Genomic DNA, 16324 nt, shown 5'->3' on the forward strand with positions numbered 1-16324 from the left:
TCTGTAGCGTCCTGAAGATAATCAGAAATCATGAATCTACCTGTCTGTTCATTGGCGCCTTCGGCCATCTTCACCCCCAGCTGGCATGCCGAGCTGGAACTGGGTTACGCCCGATTCGGCGATTGCACGCGTCCGGTACAGCGCCGTCATAAAGGCCCGCTGCGGGTGCAGAAGCACTTGTATGCCGAAGGCCCTGAGGTGTGCCAGCACATCATTGTCCACCCGCCCGGCGGGATTGCCGGCGGTGACCGACTGGACATCTCGGCCCACGTCGGCCCGGGCGCCTGGGCGCAGTTGACCAGCCCCGGCGCGGCCAAGTGGTATCGCGCCGCGGGTCCTGCGTATCAGCAATTGACCCTGAGCGTGGCTCCCGGCGCGACCCTGGAATGGCTGCCCCAGGAAACCATCGTCTTCAGCGCGGCCCAGGCCGAACTCAACACCTGCATCGACCTGCAGGGCGACGGGCGCCTGTTCTACTGGGACATGGTTGCCCTCGGCCGACCGGCCAGCGGCGAGCGGTTCGACCTGGGGCATTTCCAGTCACGGTTGGACATTCGCCGCGACGGCCAGTTGCTGTGGCACGAGCGCCAGCGCATTGTGGGCGGTGATGGGTTGCTCGACTCACCCATCGGGCTGGGCGGCGATCCAGTGTTTGCCACGTTATTGGTGACCGGCGAGATCGACAGCGAGCTGTTGGAGCAGTGCCGATCCCTGGGCCATGACGTACGTGGCGACCTGACCCAATTGCCCGGCCTGGTCGTGGCCCGCTGCCTGGCGAGCGAGGCGTTGCTGGCGCGCGGGTGGTTGATTGAGTTGTGGCGCTTGCTCAGGCCTGCATTGCTTGGAAGAGAGGCCGTGCCACCCCGGATCTGGAGCACATGAATCTGCTTTTCTGTGGAAGCAATGGAGTGGAAGCAATGAAACTCTGTGGGAGCAAAGCTTGCTCGCGATGAACGATAACGCGGTCCTTCTGATCGACCGAGGCGCTGCTATCGCGAGCAAGTTTTGCTCCCACAGAGTTTGCTCCCACAGGCTCGCTCCCACAGTGGAATGGGTTTACCGCGAAAATTTTTTATCTGCCTTTATGGATTGCACATGGACCTGACCCCACGCGAAAAAGACAAGCTGTTGATCTTCACCGCCGGCCTCGTCGCCGAACGACGGTTGGCCCGTGGCCTGAAGCTCAACTACCCGGAGGCCATGGCCTATATTTCCGCGGCCCTGCTCGAAGGCGCCCGTGACGGCCAGACCGTCGCCGAGCTGATGCACTACGGCACCACGCTGCTGAGTCGCGAACAGGTGATGGAAGGCATCCCGGAAATGATCCCCGAGATCCAGGTCGAGGCGACGTTTCCCGACGGCACCAAACTGGTCACCGTCCACCAGCCCATCGCCTGAGGCCACGCAATGACTCACCACGTTCGTGACGCCCAACACCCGGACCTGCCAGCGATCCGCGATATCTACAACGACGCGGTACTGAACACCACCGCGATCTGGAACGAACAGTCAGTGGACCTGGGCAATCGCCAGGCGTGGTTCAGTACACGACAATCCCAAGGCTATCCGGTGCTGGTGGTGGTCGACGCCGAGGAGAACGTGCTCGGCTACGCTTCATTCGGCGACTGGCGGCCTTTCGACGGTTTCCGGCACACCGTGGAGCATTCGGTCTACGTACGTAGCGACCAGCGCGGCAATGGCCTCGGCCCGTTGTTGATGAGCGCACTGATCGAGCGCGCCAGGGCCTGCGGCAAACACGTGATGGTCGCCGCCATCGAGAGCGGCAACGTTGCCTCGATTCGCCTGCACGAGCGCGCCGGTTTCGTCACCACCGGGCAGATGCCCCAGGTGGGTACCAAGTTCGGCCGCTGGCTGGATCTGACTTTCATGCAGTTGGTCCTCAATCCCGGGGCGCAACCGCCCGTCTTCGACAAGGAGTGATGCCTATGAACCCCGCCCAGTTACGTCGAGTCCACGCTGAAAGCTTTGCGCATTATCGTCAGGGCCTGATCGATCTGTTGCTCGACGCCGTCGGGTACGGCGCCAGCGTGGGGTTCATGGCCGATCTCGATGCCGTCCAGGCCCGCGCCTATTTCGACGAGGTCCAGGCCAGCCTCAACCAGGGCCACCTGCTGCTGTGGGTGGTGGTCAAGGATGAACAGGTGCAGGCCAGCGTCCAGCTTGCCCTGTGCCAGAAGCCCAACGGACTCAATCGCGCCGAAGTGCAGAAGCTGCTGGTCCGCGGCGAGGCCCGCCGTCGTGGCCTGGGCCAGCAATTGATGAGTGCCCTGGAACTCGGCGCCCGTCAGCACAAGCGCGGCCTGCTGTACCTCGACACCGAGGCCGGCTCCGAGGCCGAGGCGTTCTACCGGGCCATGGGCTACACCCGCGTCGGCGAACTGCCCGACTACTGCCAGAGCCCGGACGGGACCTACACACCGACCGCCATTTACTACAAGACTTTGGGGCAACCGCAATGATTCCAGGGCAATACCAGGTCCAGCCTGGCGACATCGAACTCAACGTCGGCCGCCGCACGCTCACGCTGAACGTCGCCAACAGCGGCGACCGGCCGATCCAGGTCGGTTCGCACTATCACTTTTTCGAAACCAACGACGCCCTGACCTTCGACCGCGCCGCCAGCCGTGGCATGCGCCTGAACATCCCGGCCGGCACCGCGGTGCGCTTCGAACCGGGCCAGAGCCGCGAGGTGGAACTGGTGGACCTGGCCGGGCATCGCCGGGTGTTCGGGTTTGCCGGGCGGGTCATGGGCAACCTTTAGGTCACGGCATTTGCGTTGGCCCCTTCGCGAGCAGGCTCGCTCCCACAGGGGAATGCGGTCAACTGTGGGAGCGAGCCTGCTCGCGAAAAGTGAGCGCAGCGAACGGCCTTACTATCAATTGAGTTTCAAGGCGAGCACATGAAGATTTCGAGACAAGCCTACGCCGACATGTTCGGCCCCACCGTCGGTGACAAGGTCCGCCTGGCCGACACCGAGTTGTGGATCGAAGTGGAAAAAGACTTCACCACCTACGGCGAAGAAGTGAAATTCGGCGGCGGCAAGGTGATTCGCGACGGCATGGGCCAAAGCCAGCTGCTGGCCGCCGAGGTCGTCGACACCTTGATCACCAACGCGCTGATCATCGACCACTGGGGCATAGTCAAGGCCGATGTCGGCCTCAAGGACGGACGCATCGCGGCCATCGGCAAGGCCGGCAACCCGGACATCCAGCCCGACGTGACCATCGCCATCGGCGCCAGCACCGAAGTGATCGCCGGCGAAGGCATGATCCTCACTGCCGGCGGCATCGACACCCACATCCATTTCATCTGCCCCCAGCAGATCGAAGAAGCGCTGATGAGCGGCGTCACCACCATGATCGGCGGCGGCACCGGTCCCGCCACCGGGACCAACGCCACCACCTGCACCTCCGGCCCATGGCACCTGGCGCGCATGCTCCAGGCCGCCGACGCCTTCCCGATGAACATCGGCTTCACCGGCAAGGGCAACGCCAGCCTGCCGGAGCCGTTGATCGAGCAGGTCAAGGCCGGCGCCATCGGCCTGAAGCTGCACGAAGACTGGGGCACCACACCAGCAGCCATCGACAACTGCTTGAGCGTGGCCGACCAGTACGACGTGCAGGTGGCGATCCACACCGACACCCTCAACGAATCGGGCTTCGTCGAAACCACCCTCGCCGCCTTCAAGGGCCGCACCATCCACACCTACCACACCGAAGGCGCCGGTGGTGGTCACGCGCCGGACATCATCAAGGCCTGTGGCTTCGCCAACGTGCTGCCCAGTTCCACCAACCCGACCCGGCCGTTCACCCGCAACACCATCGACGAACACCTGGACATGCTGATGGTCTGCCATCACCTGGACCCGAGCATTGCCGAAGACGTGGCCTTCGCCGAAAGCCGCATCCGCCGCGAGACCATCGCCGCCGAAGACATTCTCCACGACCTCGGCGCGTTCTCGATGATCAGCTCCGACAGCCAGGCCATGGGCCGCGTCGGCGAAGTCATCACGCGCACCTGGCAGACCGCCGACAAGATGAAGAAGCAACGCGGCGCCCTGCCCGGCGACGGCGAAGGCAACGACAACTTCCGCATCAAGCGCTACATCGCCAAGTACACCATCAACCCGGCGATCACCCACGGCATCAGCCATGAAGTGGGTTCCATCGAAGTGGGCAAGTGGGCCGACCTGGTGCTGTGGCGCCCGGCGTTCTTCGGCGTCAAGCCGACGTTGATCCTCAAGGGCGGGGCGATTGCCGCCAGCCTGATGGGTGACGCCAACGCCTCGATCCCGACGCCACAACCGGTGCACTACCGGCCGATGTTCGCAAGCTACGGCGGCTCACGGCATGCCACCAGCCTGACCTTCATCAGCCAGGCCGCCGCCGAGGCCGGGTTGCCGGAACAGCTTGGGCTGAAGAAGAAAATCGCCGTGGTCAAAGGCTGCCGCGACGTGCAGAAGACCGACCTGATCCACAACGACTACCTGCCGAGCATCGACGTTGACCCACAGACCTACCAGGTCAAGGCCGACGGCGTGTTGCTGTGGTGCGAACCGGCTGAAGTGCTGCCGATGGCGCAGCGCTATTTCCTGTTTTGATCCTGTGGGAGCGAGCTTGCTCGCGATGGCGGCGGCACATTCAACACGTATGCAAGCTGAACCACCGCTATCGCGAGCAAGCTCGCTCCCACATTTTTTCGGGGTCGTCTTACAGGTCCGTGCTTTCCACCAGGGCGTCCAGCTCCTCTTCGGTCAATAACTGGATGAGTTCCGCTTCCTTGACCTTGTGTTGCAAGCCCAGTGTCTCGGATTGGCTGACATAGTCAGGCTCCTCCAGGGTTCCGGCCGCTTTCGCCTCATCCAGCGCAAGCTGATTGGCGATGAGGGCATCATTCATCGCCTGGAAAAGGCTCGCGCGTTTTTGCTTCACGTAATCGATCCAGAAGTCCCGGCCAACCAGCGACTGCAATTGCTTCGGTGAATCATCCAGCGCCAGGATCTCGGCCGCCGCCGCATTGAGCATCTCTGCCGTAACGCCGGCCATCTGGATAAAGCGCCCACCCTTGGGCTGTCCCGGCAGTTCCAGTCGACTCTTGAGACCGACACGGTAGGCCAGGCGCACCTCCACCTCTTCGATCTGCCTGATGAGCCGATTCTTTTGCGCGGCGGTGAGATCCTCACGAGCATTGATCGTGTCACGCCGCTGCTGGATATCCTGCAGGGCAATACGCTCCACCTCATCGAGGCGAAACAGCCCCTTGGCCAGCCGGATCAGCGCCACAGCCTCCTGTTCTCCCACCATCAGGGCCTTGGCGTTGTGGATCATCAATTTGATTTCCAGGTAGCTGAAGGACAACGCGGCGCGATCCTCACACGCCGGCGCGCCAGCCAGGTCGAACAGCTCACGGCGCAAGTCGGTGGAGTCCCTGATCGCTTCAAGCATCTGCCAGACACGCGCCTGGAGGTCCGGATAATTTTCCACGTCCTGGTAAGAGCCGGCCAATCGGTTCAACAGCTGAAAAAACTCCCTGGACTGCGTTTCAGCCTCCAGGCTCCGCCACAGTGTATTTTTGTCCTGCTGTTGCTCCCTGGGCAGGTCTAGCAGCCATCGATCCACATCCGATAGCCTTCCCCCTGGGACATGTTCAAACGCGCCAGGCGAACGAAAGGTCACCCATTCGGGATGCGACGTTGCGAGGTTCGCCCAATAATCACGCAAGCGCTGCTGGGTCGCCTCGTTCAGTGGATTGTTCTGCACGAAGGTCACGCCATTGACCCGTGCCGTGGCGTGAGCACGCTCGGCCGGTGGATCCGTCAGTTCGGTCGGTACTTCGGTCAGCTCGTTGTTGCGCAAATCGAGTTCTTCCAGCGGCAGGTCGCGCAGGCCAGTCGGCCAAGTGCTGATATCGGTACCGTTCAGATTCAGCCCACGCAGGTCGGGCAACCGGCTGAAATCCGGTAATTGGCCCAGGGGGTTCCATTTCAGGTCGAGGATTTTCAGCTGGGTACGCCCTTCAAGGATCTGAATGCTGCGCGCGGACAGGGTGATTTCATTCATCGCCAAGTGCAGCCGGGTCAACCCCTCCATCAACTCCACCGAAGGGGGAAGATCGTTCAGGCGGTTGAACGACATGTCCAGCCAACGGAGCGCGGAGAAGCTCTTGAGGAACTTGTCGCATGAGGGTTCCGCCAAGCGCATGCTACGCAGCTTCAGCGAGACCACATGGCTGAAGTCGGCCGACAGACCTGGCAGCGTCCCTAACGCCACCCCGCTCAGATTAAGCTCATAGCCAACCCTGCTGCCATCCACCGCCGCAACGATCGGGCCTTGGCGCCGCCAGCACCATTGAATTCGATTAGCCACACCCCGCTTGATCGCGGGTAGCAGTTGCTCGAGACGATCATTACCCGCATCAAGCCATACGGGGGTGGTGGCCCAGCGGTCCAGATCGCGGATCAGCGTATCCAGCTCGACTTTGCGCCGCTTGAGTTCGGGAACGGCTTGATCCCCCAGGGACCGCAACAGGGCCTGGACTTGCTCACTCGTATAGTCCGGGTACAAATCCAGCACCCGACGCTCGGGGGACCGCCCCAGGCCCAACAACCCCCGCACGCCACTCATGGGGTAACCAACCTTGCCCGAGGCCAGGCGCATCGGTGATTTGAAGGATGACTTGCGCGGTTGCATCTGCAGGTGCTTCGCCAGCGAAGCTCGGCTCAATGGTGTTGCACCGACAGCCTTCTGCAAGAGGGCGCCGTGATGAACCGAAGGGCGGCCCATGGCCCGCCGCTCCGCATCGGGGAGCGCATGCTGCACGGCCTCGTAGAGGCTATCCCAGTGGCTCAGTTCATTGCCGTTGTCGTCGAAGGCCTTGTAGCGCTCACCGTCCTTGACCACGACCTTGGTCTGCATTGCGTCCTGGGCGCCGACGCTGTCGATCAAGGCGCCTGAAAACACCTCGTCGCGCAGCTCGATGCGCACCGCGTCGTTCCATCCGGGCAAGCTCTTCAAGGTCGCCAACACCAGTCGGGGGGTGTCGGCCGCAACCAACGCCTCGCGATAGAGCCCTTCGTAGGCCCGGTTCAAACGCAGCGCTCGCTGGTAGTCCCGCAGCTCTTCGGCGATACGCAGTGGAATGGGTTTGGTCTGGGTCGTATCCGCGAAGTCCCAAGCGGCCATTTGCTGTTGCTCGGCCGGGTTGGCAAACGCCACCACCTGTTCGATGGCCGCCGCTGGAACCGAGGGAAACCGCGACTTGATCAGTGCTGCACGCGGCTCGCTCGACACGTCTTCCTTGGCGTAGTAATCGTTGAACACGTGCATTTTTTCCCGCACCACCACGGCGGCGAGTGTCTTGCGCAGCTGCTGGATCCGAGCGTCCATATTGGTTTTCGCAATTGCCGGGCTCGTGCCCGCCAACAGATCGCCCCCCGCAGCGTCCACCGTCTCGATCAGATTCTTCAACACCCAGGGTGTGCGGACTTTCCTCTCGGGGATGATGACGTCGCGAACCCGGTCCCCTTCTTCCGATGGGCGAACGTACTCCCAAAGCGTCCTGCCCCCGCCGTCGACCACTTTGAGCTTGAGCCCTTTTGGCCACGGACCGTAGCCCGTGAGTAGATGCAACTGGGTCATCGGATCGGCGTGTTCATACTGCAGCGGATCTTCGCTTTGCAGTTGCCCGATGAAATCGTCGACTTGCCGGCACAGGTCGAAGCGCTTGATCGTGTCGGCCAGCAAGGCCGGCATCGGTTCACCCTCGACATGCAGCCGCCGCAACACCTGCTCGCTGGTGCCACTGGCCGTACGGATCTGCTCCAGCTCTGCGTCGCTGAACCTCTTGACGCGATGGCCGAGCCGGCGCATCAGCGTAGCCCCTTCCCAGCTGCGCGGCCGTTCCAGTTCATGGCTCCAGGCACCGCTACCGTTGTCCGTCAGCCCAGGCTGATAGGCGTCCGGCCCGCGGGAAGGATGACGAATGCGATAGCGCTGGGTCGTCGGGTCCTGTTGCACCTGGTAATTCTGGTCGTCCAACGACACAACGTCTCGACCCTCGACCCGGTACAGCCCTAGAGTATCCGGGACCAAGGTCGCCGGCGGCTCCAGCGTACTCCGGTAAGGCACCATGTCGGGGCGCCAGAGGCGTGACTCGCCATTGGCCAATTGGACCGGTTCCAACTGCTCCACCGTGCTCGACCACTGAATGTGCGGCAGCACCGCCGCACCGGTGGCGACGAATGCCGTGTTGAGGGCCACGCTGGAGAAATGCGCCCACATTTCCCTGGTCTCGCCGCGCTCGAACGCTTCGATGCCCTCGAACGCTTCGTTGAACATCTGCACAGCGCCCACCGTCAGCATCAGCGGCCCAAGCCCTGGCACCACGAACGCTGCCAGGTTGAAGACATCGATCACGGCATCCAGGTAACTGTCCAGCCGCGCCAGACGGGCTTTTTTGTCTTCATCGCCGGTGGGCACCGCCACCGCCCGGGCATCGGCCTGGATCTTCTGGATCTGCCTGCGACGCAGCGATTCCCACAAGGGGTCGGGCAGGGAGGACGTCTCCATGGGCAGTGCCGGCAATTTCGACTTGAGCGGGTAATCGGCCTGATCATCCGCTGGCGCGCCAGGCTGATAGAGGCGGTTGAAACGCTGGAAAAATCCGCCCAATTGACGCAACGGTACAAAGCGACTGAAGAAGCGCCGGTAGGCGACGCGATGCAAACGCCGGCGCAGATCGACCATGAATTCGCCGCTGGACGCATATTCCTTGAGGGGTTGCTCAGGATCGCCCGGCAGGTAGGCCACCACCCGTTCCACCCGCCGACTGCTCTCCCGGTCGGGCCCGATCAGTACCGGGCCAACCAAGCCGATGCCGAAAATGTTCAATGAGGTGAACGTCACCGCCCGCCCATCGAGCATGACCTCGCGCTGATCGCTGACCACCTGCTGCAACATTCGGTAAGCGGCCAGGCTGATGTCGCCCTTGGCCCAGGCGACCTCGACACAAAGCGCCAATCCCTCTTGGTGATGCGCGCGCAGTTGGCGATCCAACTGGTGGTCGATCGGCCGTACGATGGCGTTGATGTGTTCCTGATAGCGGCGCCCCAGGTCCAGCTTGCGGCACAGCCTGGCAAAAGCCTCGGGCGTGATCGGCAACGCCCCGGCGCGAAAGGCGTTGATGGCCGGAACAACCTCGCCCGTATAAAACGGCCGCACCGTAGTAATGAGGCTGCAGTCGTCACAGCCAGGCTTGCGCTCTTCGTCGGCGTCGAAATTGGCCAGCGCGGCCTCCAGCAACGAAGTGCCGTGGTATTCGTAGCGATCGAAATGGCTGCCCTCGCTGTCGAGCACCAACGCGCCAAAAAAATCACCGCGCGCCTGGCGCCCGTACTTGCGGACGAAATAAACCTGATTGACGTTCTGCGTGCGCTTGAACTCATCCTGGATCGCCTGGTTGAGCAACGGCTCGGCAAAGGCGCGAATGTCCTGGACATTGCCCAGCACATTGTCGATCTGGTTCAGGGTTTCGCGGTAGCGGGCGTGACTGTGCTTGAGGCGGGCCCTGGTTTCGTGGGAGGCCTTCACGTACCAATCTGGAAGGTCCAGCACATGGTCGCTCAGTTCCTGCTGGCGTTGCACGATAGCGCCGCTGTACCAGCCGGGAATTCGGGTCTTGAGCAGGTCCAAGTGCATGCCGCGGCTTTCCGGGCGCACAGGGCCAAGAATCGGTTCTGGCATATCGGGTCATCCTTGTTGTTGGAAAACCCGAGCCTACTCAGTGCCACAGCGCTGGATGCGGTAACTATTTATGGTTATCGCTATCTATCTATTTTCGACGGGATATGACCCGCCGCCGTTATCCCACCCAGCGTTTCAATTGCTGTCGCAGCCGGCGATTCTCGGTGCGCAACTGTTGGACCTCTTCCAGCAAATCCAGGGCCAGGGCGACGCCTTCCCACTCCAGGTCCAGGTCGTGATGCAGCTTGGCGGCACGCTTGGCCAGGAGCAGTTCGTAATCGGTGAAACGCCAGTCTGTCGGCACCGTGCCTTCGGGCTCGAGGATCCCATGCTCGACGATTTCGATGACATGGATGTCCGCCAACGAAGCGGCCTCGCAGAACTCCCTCAGGTTCAGTTCAATGATCGGGTTGCTCATGGTCTGCTTCTCCCAATGCTTTAACTGTCGAGTCTAGCCCCGTCTACCCTTGTGAACACCCAATCTGTGGGAGCAAAGCTTGCTCGCGACAGAGGCGCCTCAACTCCTGGAGATCGAGTTGCATTCATCGCGGGCAAGCCTTGCTCCCACATGCGATGTATTCAGAAGTTCTCCCGCGGATCGAACGCGGCTTTCTTCGCCAGTTCCGCCCACAACGCCTTGACCGCCTCATCGCCAGTCTTTGGCATCACGGCCTTGAGCTGCACGAACAGGTAGCCGCGCTCGCCGGCCTTGTTGCGCAGGCCGTGGCCCTTGGCGCGCATGCGCTGGCCGTTCTGGCTGCCGGCCGGGACCTTGAGGTTGATCTTGCCGGTGAGGGTCGGCACCGCCACTTCCGTGCCCAGCGCCAGTTCCCACGGCGCCAGGGGCAAGGTGATGATCAGGTCCTGGCCTTCGACGTCGAACTTGGGGTGCGGCGCGAAACGAATGGTCAGGTACAAATCGCCATTGGCACCGCCACCGATACCCGGCGCCCCCTGGCCCTTGAGGCGGATGCGTTCGCCGTCGGTCACCCCCAGCGGAATCTTCACGTTCAGGCTTTTACTGGTGTTGCTCACATGCTGGCCGGCCGCGTTGTACTGCGGCACCTGGAAGCTGACCTTTTTCGACTCGCTCGACAGGGTCTCTTCCAGGAAGATCGGTAATTCCATTTCCACGTCTTGTCCTCGACGGCCGGCACTGCGACCTGACTGCCCACCACCGAAACCCGGCCCGCGATTGCCGAAGATCGAACTGAAGAAGTCCGAGAAGTCCCCGGTGTCCTGGCCGCCAAAACCACCACGGCTCTGCCAGCCCGGTGGTCCCTGGAACGGCTGGCCGTGCTGGCCGTAGCGGCGCAGTTCGTCGTATTCGGCGCGCTTGTCGGCGCTTTTCAGCGCTTCATAGGCTTCGGAGACGTCCTTGAATTTGGTCTCGGCGTCCTTTTCCTTGCTCACATCCGGGTGGTACTTGCGCGCCAGTTTGCGATAGGCGGCCTTGATCGTGGCGTCGTCGGCCGTCGGCTCGACACCCAGGATCTTGTAATAGTCTTTGAAGTCCATTGAAGGATCACCATCCGTTATCGATATAGCACCGCCATGCACAGCATGCTCGTGGTACAAGCCCCGGAGTTTGACCAATCTCAAGGTTTGTGACCGGGCGGCGCGTCAGAAGTTTATCGGCAGCCGGTGGCGGTTCTTGTACCGCCGTGTGCTACCAGGCCCATGCCAGCAAGTTTGGGGGTATAAGCCAGTCTTTCAAGGCCGGTGTTTGCGAATTAGCAGATAACCGGCCTTCGAATCCGCGCCACACTGACATACACTGCGCGGCCGTTTTTTCAACTGGAACCCGAAAGACATGAAAAACGCATCCCCGGCCCGTGCCTGCGGCATCGACTTTGGCACGTCCAACTCCACTGTCGGCTGGCTGCGCCCCGGCATGGAAACGTTGATCGCGCTGGAGGACGACAAGATCACCCTGCCTTCGGTGGTCTTTTTCAATCTCGAGGAACGTCGCCCGGTGTATGGCCGCCTGGCCCTGCACGAATACCTGGAAGGCTACGAAGGCCGGCTGATGCGCTCGCTCAAGAGCCTGCTGGGCTCCAAGCTGATCAAGCACGACACCAGCGTGTTGGGCACGGCCATGCCGTTCAAGGATCTGCTGGGGCTGTTCATCGGCCAGTTGAAGAAACGCGCCGAAGCCACCGCCGGTCGGGAATTCGAAGAAGTGGTACTGGGGCGCCCGGTGTTTTTCGTCGACGACGATGAAATGGCCGACCAGGAAGCGGAAAACACTTTGGTCGACGTCGCCCGCGCCATCGGTTTCAAGGAGGTTTCGTTCCAGTACGAACCTATCGCGGCGGCATTCGACTATGAATCGACCATCGAGAAGGAAGAGCTGGTGCTGATCGTCGACATCGGCGGCGGTACTTCGGACTTCTCCCTGGTGCGCCTGTCCCCCGAGCGCCGCACCCACGACAATCGCCACGACGACATCCTCGCCACCGGTGGCGTGCACATCGGCGGGACCGATTTCGACAAGCAGCTCTCGCTGGCCGGCCTGATGCCGCTGTTCGGCTACGGCAGCCGCATGAAGAGTGGCGCCTACATGCCCACCAGTCACCACATGAACCTGGCGACCTGGCACACCATCAACGCGGTGTACTCGCAAAAATCCACCCTCGCCCTGGGCAGCATGCGCTACGACATCGAAGACACTGGCGGCATCGACCGGCTGTTCAAACTGATCGAACAGCGCGCCGGGCACTGGCTGGCGATGGAAGTGGAAGAAACCAAGATCGAGCTGACCCACGCCGACCAGCGCCATTTGCTCCTGGACCGGATCGAGCCGGGCCTGAGCGTGGACCTGAGCCGGGCACTGTTCGAATCGGCCATCGACGGCTTGCTGGAGCGGGTGCGCGGCAGCGTCACGCAGTTGCTCAACGATGCCAACGTGCGGGTCGATCAGGTGGACACGGTGTTCTTTACCGGCGGTTCCAGCGGCATCCCGGCGCTGCGCAACAGCGTCTCGGCGATGCTGCCCCAGGCGCAGCATGTGGAAGGCAATATCTTCGGCAGTATCGGCAGCGGGTTGGCGATCGAGGCGATGAAGCGGTACGGCACACAGGTCTGATCCAGTTCTGCGGCGCGTTCATCGCGAGCAGGCTCGCGATGACGTCAGAACAGGCGACGCCTACCGGATCAGACCATCCCCACCTGCTTCAACTCACTCTTGAGATACGCATAATAAATCGGCCCCGCCACCACCCCCGGCAGGCCGAATGCGGCTTCGAACACCAGCATCGCCATGAGCAATTCCCAGGACTTGGCGCTGATCTGCCCGCCGACGATGCGGGCGTTGAGGAAGTATTCGAGCTTGTGGATCACGATCAGGTAACCCAGCGCCGCCACCGCCACCCAGATCGACAGCGACAGGCCGACAATGGTGATCAGTGTGTTGGACATCAGGTTGCCGATGACCGGTAGCAGCCCCAGCAGGAAGGTCATCACGATCAGGGTCTTGGTCAGCGGTAGCTTGATGCCGAACAGCGGCAGCACCACCGCCAGGAAAATCCCGGTGAAAAAGGTGTTGAGCAGGGAAATCTTGATCTGGGCGAAGACGATGTTGCGAAACGCCTTGACCAGCAGGTTCAGGCGATCGAACAGCGCGGCGGCCAGGGGCTTGCGCTTGGTCAGGTCGGGGATGCGCTGCAGGGCAACGATAGCCCCCAGCACCATGCCGATCAGCAGCGTCACGAACATATGGGCCGCGTCCTTGCCCACCAGTTGCAGGTCGCTCAGGTGCTTGCTCACCCAATCACCGATCGCCACCCGGAACTCGGCAGCGCTGGCCGGCAGGTAAGCGTCGATGAACGGCGGCAATTGCCCACGGGCACGGTCGACCACGGTCATGAACTTGTCCAGGGACGCGCCCGGGTTTTCCGCTTCATGCAGCAGGAAACTGAAAGCGCCGGCGAAGATCAACGTCAGCACACTGACCACCAGCGTGCCCAGCAACGCTACCGCCAACCAGCGAGCGCGGCGGCCTTCGATCAGTCGCTGCAGCTGCGGGGTGAGCATGTTGACCAGTTCGAACACCAGCAGCCCGGCCAGCAGGCTCGGCAACAGGCGCAGCGGCAGCACCAGCAACAGCCCACCAAAAATGATCACCCAACTGATCACCAACAATACATGACGCTGAGAAAACGTTGGCATACAGCCTCAGGACAAAACGGCGTGAAAGGATCGGCAGTCTGCCAGCCTTCCACTAGCAGCACTAGGATTGTATCGGCCGACCTTGGTCGCAGTTCAGGGTTTTTTTTCGGTGGCTGTGCCGACCCTATCGTCGGCACAGGCTTCAGAAAATCCTCTGCTTATTTTTTCTTCAGGCACTCACTCATGAACGCCTTGCGAGCATCGCCCTTCAACGCCTGGGTGGTGGCCGTGGCATTGCAGGTTTTCATACGCTCCTGCGGGGTGCTCGGTGCGGCGGTAGCCTTGAGACAGGTGCTCATGAAGGCCTTGCGCTCGTCGCCCTTGAGCGCCTTGGCGGTGGCGTCGGCGTTGCAGGTGGTCATCTTGGTCTGCTGCGCCGTCGCGGCGAAGCCCTGGGAACACAGTAGCAAACCGATCATCAACAAAGGGACACGCAGCATCTTCATGATGTTTCTCCTGGCTGCCACACGAGGGTGTGGCGATGAGGTGCAGTGTAGACAAAGCCTGTTACACCTTCACCAGGTTGCTCCTCTGTGCCTGAGCTACCGCCATCGCGAGCAAGCTCGCTCCCACAGGGGAGTGTGTACACCATCAATGTGGGAGCGAGCTTGCTCGCGATGAACGATAACGCGGTCCAGCGGGTTACACCCCGGCAGCCTTCAACCGCTCGGCATGCTCGACAAACAACCGGATCGGCTCGGCCCCCTTGCCCACCAACCCCAGCGATTGGTTGACGATATCGAAGTGGTCCAGCGGATAGTCATCGCCGATGACGGTGCCCAGGTGCGAGCTGTAGCGTCCGACCATGCCGTCGCATTGCCCCGCTTCCCTCACAAACGTACGCGCAAATAAACGGCAGCTGCGGTTGGTGCCGTCGAACAGGTTGCGCCCCTTGTCGGTCTTGCCCGGCTGCAAGGTGCCGGACCACGAGTAATAACGCACGCCATTGACCTCTTCCGGTCCATTCCCGCCCCAGGTTTGCGGCAAGCCCTGTGGATAACGTTGGTTGAACAGCGCTACCCCGGCGGTGGTCAGGGAGGCATGGGACGCATGAATGTCCACCGGCAGCTTGGGCCCGCGATAACCGGTTTCCAGCAGGCTCATCAGGGCGTTGATCAGGCGCAGCACGGCACTGAGCACGCGCCCCTTGGCACTGTCGGCGGGGTAATGGGCTTGCAGGTAATCCGCCAGCTCGGAGCCGTGGTTGGTGCCGGCCACCGACGTGACCGACGCCACCAGGTCCGGGCGTTTGGCGGCTGCATAGCGGGCGGTGAGGCTGCCCTGGCTGTGGCCGATCAGGTTGACTTTCTGCGCACCGGTTTGCCGCAGGACCTCCTCGATCCGCGCCAGCAATTGCTCGCCGCGCACCTCGGAAGAATGCAGCGGCGAAACCTTCACCGCCACGACCACGGCCCCGCCGCGACGCAACGCCGAGACGATCCCATACCAGTACGGATACAACACCAGGCGTATGAACCCGAGCATGCCCGGGACCAGTACCAGCGGATAACGAGTGGCGCAGCGTTGCGACATGGCGACATCCTTGTGATCAAGAGGGCTCAGCATCGGTACCGATGATGACCAGTCTATGACACCCAGATGAATCCGTGGCGAGGGAGCTTGCTCCCGTTAGGCTGTGCAGCAGCCCTTTTTCAAAAAGTCCGCGCCAGCGCCAGCAAACGCTCCTCGGCCTCGGCGTAGGACAACGCAAAGCTGCGCTCGGCCGACTCCTCGCCTTCGGCCGCCACCACCGTCACATCGGTGATGCCGATAAACCCCAGGACGGTGCGCAACAGCGTGTCGGCGTGGTTCATGCTTTCCAGCTGGCCGCCGGGGCCGAAACCGAAATCGCCGCGACTGGTCACGATCAGCGCCTTCTTGCCCAGCAACAGCGGCTCGTAGTGCGACACGCCGTTATCCAGGCTGTGGTTGAACGTCAGCCCGATGCGCACGATCTGGTCGATCCAGGCCTTCACGCCGCTGGGCACGCTGAAGTTGTGCATCGGCGCGGAGATCACCAATCGGTCATGGGCTTGCAACTCCTCGACCAAGGCATCGCTCAGGGCCAGGTCCGCTTGCATGATCAACGGTCGAGCCTGAGGCTCGGGGTAGAACGCCGCAGCGATGAACGCTTCGTTGACCGGCGCAATCACTGCCCGCCCGACTTCGCGGCGGGTCAATTGGGATTGCGGATGGTCAGCCTGCCACGCCGAAACGAAGGCCTCGGCCAAGCGCCGGGAATGAGAGCGCTCGCCACGGGGACTGCCATGTACCACAAGAATCTTACTCATCTGAATCTCCTTTTATGCGGCTACAATCAACACTGCTTGTGCCTTGCAGCTTGAAGCTCGTCGCCGCTGGCGGACAAATGAGCGTTAGTTCATCTGGATGAG

14 protein-coding genes are annotated in these 16324 nt (G+C 62.0%); 7 read left to right on the forward strand and 7 right to left on the reverse strand.

Annotated features, from left to right (window positions below):
* Window positions 1-30: 30 nt before the first annotated feature.
* The 6 genes from F7R20_RS15645 (at window position 31) to ureC (ending at window position 4621) form a co-directional block, all read left to right on the forward strand.
* A complete protein-coding gene (locus tag F7R20_RS15645) occupies window positions 31-882 on the forward strand; it encodes an urease accessory protein UreD (protein WP_003197352.1) in 852 nt (283 codons plus the stop codon).
* Window positions 883-1095: 213 nt separating this feature from the next.
* Window positions 1096-1398, forward strand: coding sequence for an urease subunit gamma (ureA, locus tag F7R20_RS15655; protein WP_003197350.1), 303 nt, complete (start codon window positions 1096-1098; stop codon window positions 1396-1398).
* 9 nt (window positions 1399-1407) lie between these two features.
* Window positions 1408-1941 carry a GNAT family N-acetyltransferase gene (locus tag F7R20_RS15660; RefSeq protein ID WP_003197348.1) on the forward strand — a complete coding sequence of 178 codons (534 nt, stop codon included), beginning with the start codon at window positions 1408-1410 and terminating at the stop codon, window positions 1939-1941.
* Window positions 1942-1946: 5 nt separating this feature from the next.
* Window positions 1947-2480 carry a GNAT family N-acetyltransferase gene (locus tag F7R20_RS15665; RefSeq protein ID WP_003197345.1) on the forward strand — a complete coding sequence of 178 codons (534 nt, stop codon included), beginning with the start codon at window positions 1947-1949 and terminating at the stop codon, window positions 2478-2480.
* Complete coding sequence (locus tag F7R20_RS15670; RefSeq protein WP_003197343.1) at window positions 2477-2782, forward strand: urease subunit beta; 306 nt, start codon at window positions 2477-2479, stop codon at window positions 2780-2782. The genes F7R20_RS15665 and F7R20_RS15670 overlap by 4 nt, the downstream gene beginning before the upstream one ends.
* 138 nt (window positions 2783-2920) lie before the next feature.
* The gene (gene ureC, locus F7R20_RS15675) at window positions 2921-4621 is read left to right on the forward strand and encodes an urease subunit alpha (RefSeq protein WP_003197341.1); all 1701 of its coding nucleotides are present in this window, start codon (window positions 2921-2923) and stop codon (window positions 4619-4621) included.
* Between the two features lie 109 nt (window positions 4622-4730).
* Here ureC and F7R20_RS15680 read toward each other — a convergent pair whose 3' ends face one another.
* From F7R20_RS15680 to F7R20_RS15690, 3 genes are all read right to left on the reverse strand, one after another.
* Complete coding sequence (locus F7R20_RS15680; RefSeq protein ID WP_003197339.1) at window positions 4731-9761, reverse strand: NEL-type E3 ubiquitin ligase domain-containing protein; 5031 nt, start codon at window positions 9759-9761, stop codon at window positions 4731-4733.
* A 118-nt stretch (window positions 9762-9879) separates the two neighbouring features.
* On the reverse strand, window positions 9880-10179 hold the full coding sequence (locus F7R20_RS15685) for a chaperone modulator CbpM (protein WP_003197337.1): 300 nt from the start codon (window positions 10177-10179) through the stop codon (window positions 9880-9882).
* A gap of 161 nt (window positions 10180-10340) precedes the next feature.
* A complete protein-coding gene (locus F7R20_RS15690) occupies window positions 10341-11279 on the reverse strand; it encodes a DnaJ C-terminal domain-containing protein (RefSeq protein ID WP_003197335.1) in 939 nt (312 codons plus the stop codon).
* Between the two features lie 295 nt (window positions 11280-11574).
* Between F7R20_RS15690 and F7R20_RS15695 the strand changes: the two genes are divergently transcribed.
* The gene (locus F7R20_RS15695) at window positions 11575-12849 is read left to right on the forward strand and encodes an Hsp70 family protein (protein ID WP_003197332.1); all 1275 of its coding nucleotides are present in this window, start codon (window positions 11575-11577) and stop codon (window positions 12847-12849) included.
* Between the two features lie 68 nt (window positions 12850-12917).
* On the opposite strand, the gene F7R20_RS15700 is transcribed toward F7R20_RS15695, so the two are convergent.
* The 4 genes from F7R20_RS15700 to F7R20_RS15715 all read right to left on the reverse strand — a co-directional run bounded on the left by F7R20_RS15700 (window position 12918) and on the right by F7R20_RS15715 (window position 16222).
* The gene (locus F7R20_RS15700; protein ID WP_003197331.1) at window positions 12918-13931 is read right to left on the reverse strand and encodes an AI-2E family transporter; all 1014 of its coding nucleotides are present in this window, start codon (window positions 13929-13931) and stop codon (window positions 12918-12920) included.
* A 158-nt stretch (window positions 13932-14089) separates the two neighbouring features.
* Window positions 14090-14377, reverse strand: coding sequence for a PsiF family protein (locus F7R20_RS15705; RefSeq protein ID WP_003197329.1), 288 nt, complete (start codon window positions 14375-14377; stop codon window positions 14090-14092).
* 196 nt (window positions 14378-14573) lie between these two features.
* Window positions 14574-15464, reverse strand: coding sequence for an esterase/lipase family protein (locus F7R20_RS15710; RefSeq protein WP_003197326.1), 891 nt, complete (start codon window positions 15462-15464; stop codon window positions 14574-14576).
* Window positions 15465-15583: 119 nt separating this feature from the next.
* A complete protein-coding gene (locus F7R20_RS15715) occupies window positions 15584-16222 on the reverse strand; it encodes an FMN-dependent NADH-azoreductase (RefSeq protein WP_003197325.1) in 639 nt (212 codons plus the stop codon).
* Window positions 16223-16324 lie beyond the last annotated feature (102 nt).

It is taken from the genome of Pseudomonas brassicacearum subsp. brassicacearum (assembly GCF_008801605.1).
Taxonomy (GTDB): domain Bacteria; phylum Pseudomonadota; class Gammaproteobacteria; order Pseudomonadales; family Pseudomonadaceae; genus Aquipseudomonas; species Aquipseudomonas brassicacearum.

What these genes read in the sequence shown, in the direction of transcription:
- ureA (WP_003197350.1), top strand. Translation starts at nt 1,096, where the DNA reads ATGGACCTGACCCCACGCGAAAAAGACAAGCTGTTGATCTTCACCGCC.
- F7R20_RS15715 (WP_003197325.1), bottom strand. Translation starts at nt 16,222, where the DNA reads ATGAGTAAGATTCTTGTGGTACATGGCAGTCCCCGTGGCGAGCGCTCT.
- F7R20_RS15645 (WP_003197352.1), top strand. Translation starts at nt 31, where the DNA reads ATGAATCTACCTGTCTGTTCATTGGCGCCTTCGGCCATCTTCACCCCC.
- F7R20_RS15685 (WP_003197337.1), bottom strand. Translation starts at nt 10,179, where the DNA reads ATGAGCAACCCGATCATTGAACTGAACCTGAGGGAGTTCTGCGAGGCC.
- F7R20_RS15660 (WP_003197348.1), top strand. Translation starts at nt 1,408, where the DNA reads ATGACTCACCACGTTCGTGACGCCCAACACCCGGACCTGCCAGCGATC.
- F7R20_RS15690 (WP_003197335.1), bottom strand. Translation starts at nt 11,279, where the DNA reads ATGGACTTCAAAGACTATTACAAGATCCTGGGTGTCGAGCCGACGGCC.
- F7R20_RS15665 (WP_003197345.1), top strand. Translation starts at nt 1,947, where the DNA reads ATGAACCCCGCCCAGTTACGTCGAGTCCACGCTGAAAGCTTTGCGCAT.
- F7R20_RS15670 (WP_003197343.1), top strand. Translation starts at nt 2,477, where the DNA reads ATGATTCCAGGGCAATACCAGGTCCAGCCTGGCGACATCGAACTCAAC.
- F7R20_RS15695 (WP_003197332.1), top strand. Translation starts at nt 11,575, where the DNA reads ATGAAAAACGCATCCCCGGCCCGTGCCTGCGGCATCGACTTTGGCACG.
- F7R20_RS15705 (WP_003197329.1), bottom strand. Translation starts at nt 14,377, where the DNA reads ATGAAGATGCTGCGTGTCCCTTTGTTGATGATCGGTTTGCTACTGTGT.
- ureC (WP_003197341.1), top strand. Translation starts at nt 2,921, where the DNA reads ATGAAGATTTCGAGACAAGCCTACGCCGACATGTTCGGCCCCACCGTC.
- F7R20_RS15700 (WP_003197331.1), bottom strand. Translation starts at nt 13,931, where the DNA reads ATGCCAACGTTTTCTCAGCGTCATGTATTGTTGGTGATCAGTTGGGTG.
- F7R20_RS15710 (WP_003197326.1), bottom strand. Translation starts at nt 15,464, where the DNA reads ATGTCGCAACGCTGCGCCACTCGTTATCCGCTGGTACTGGTCCCGGGC.
- F7R20_RS15680 (WP_003197339.1), bottom strand. Translation starts at nt 9,761, where the DNA reads ATGCCAGAACCGATTCTTGGCCCTGTGCGCCCGGAAAGCCGCGGCATG.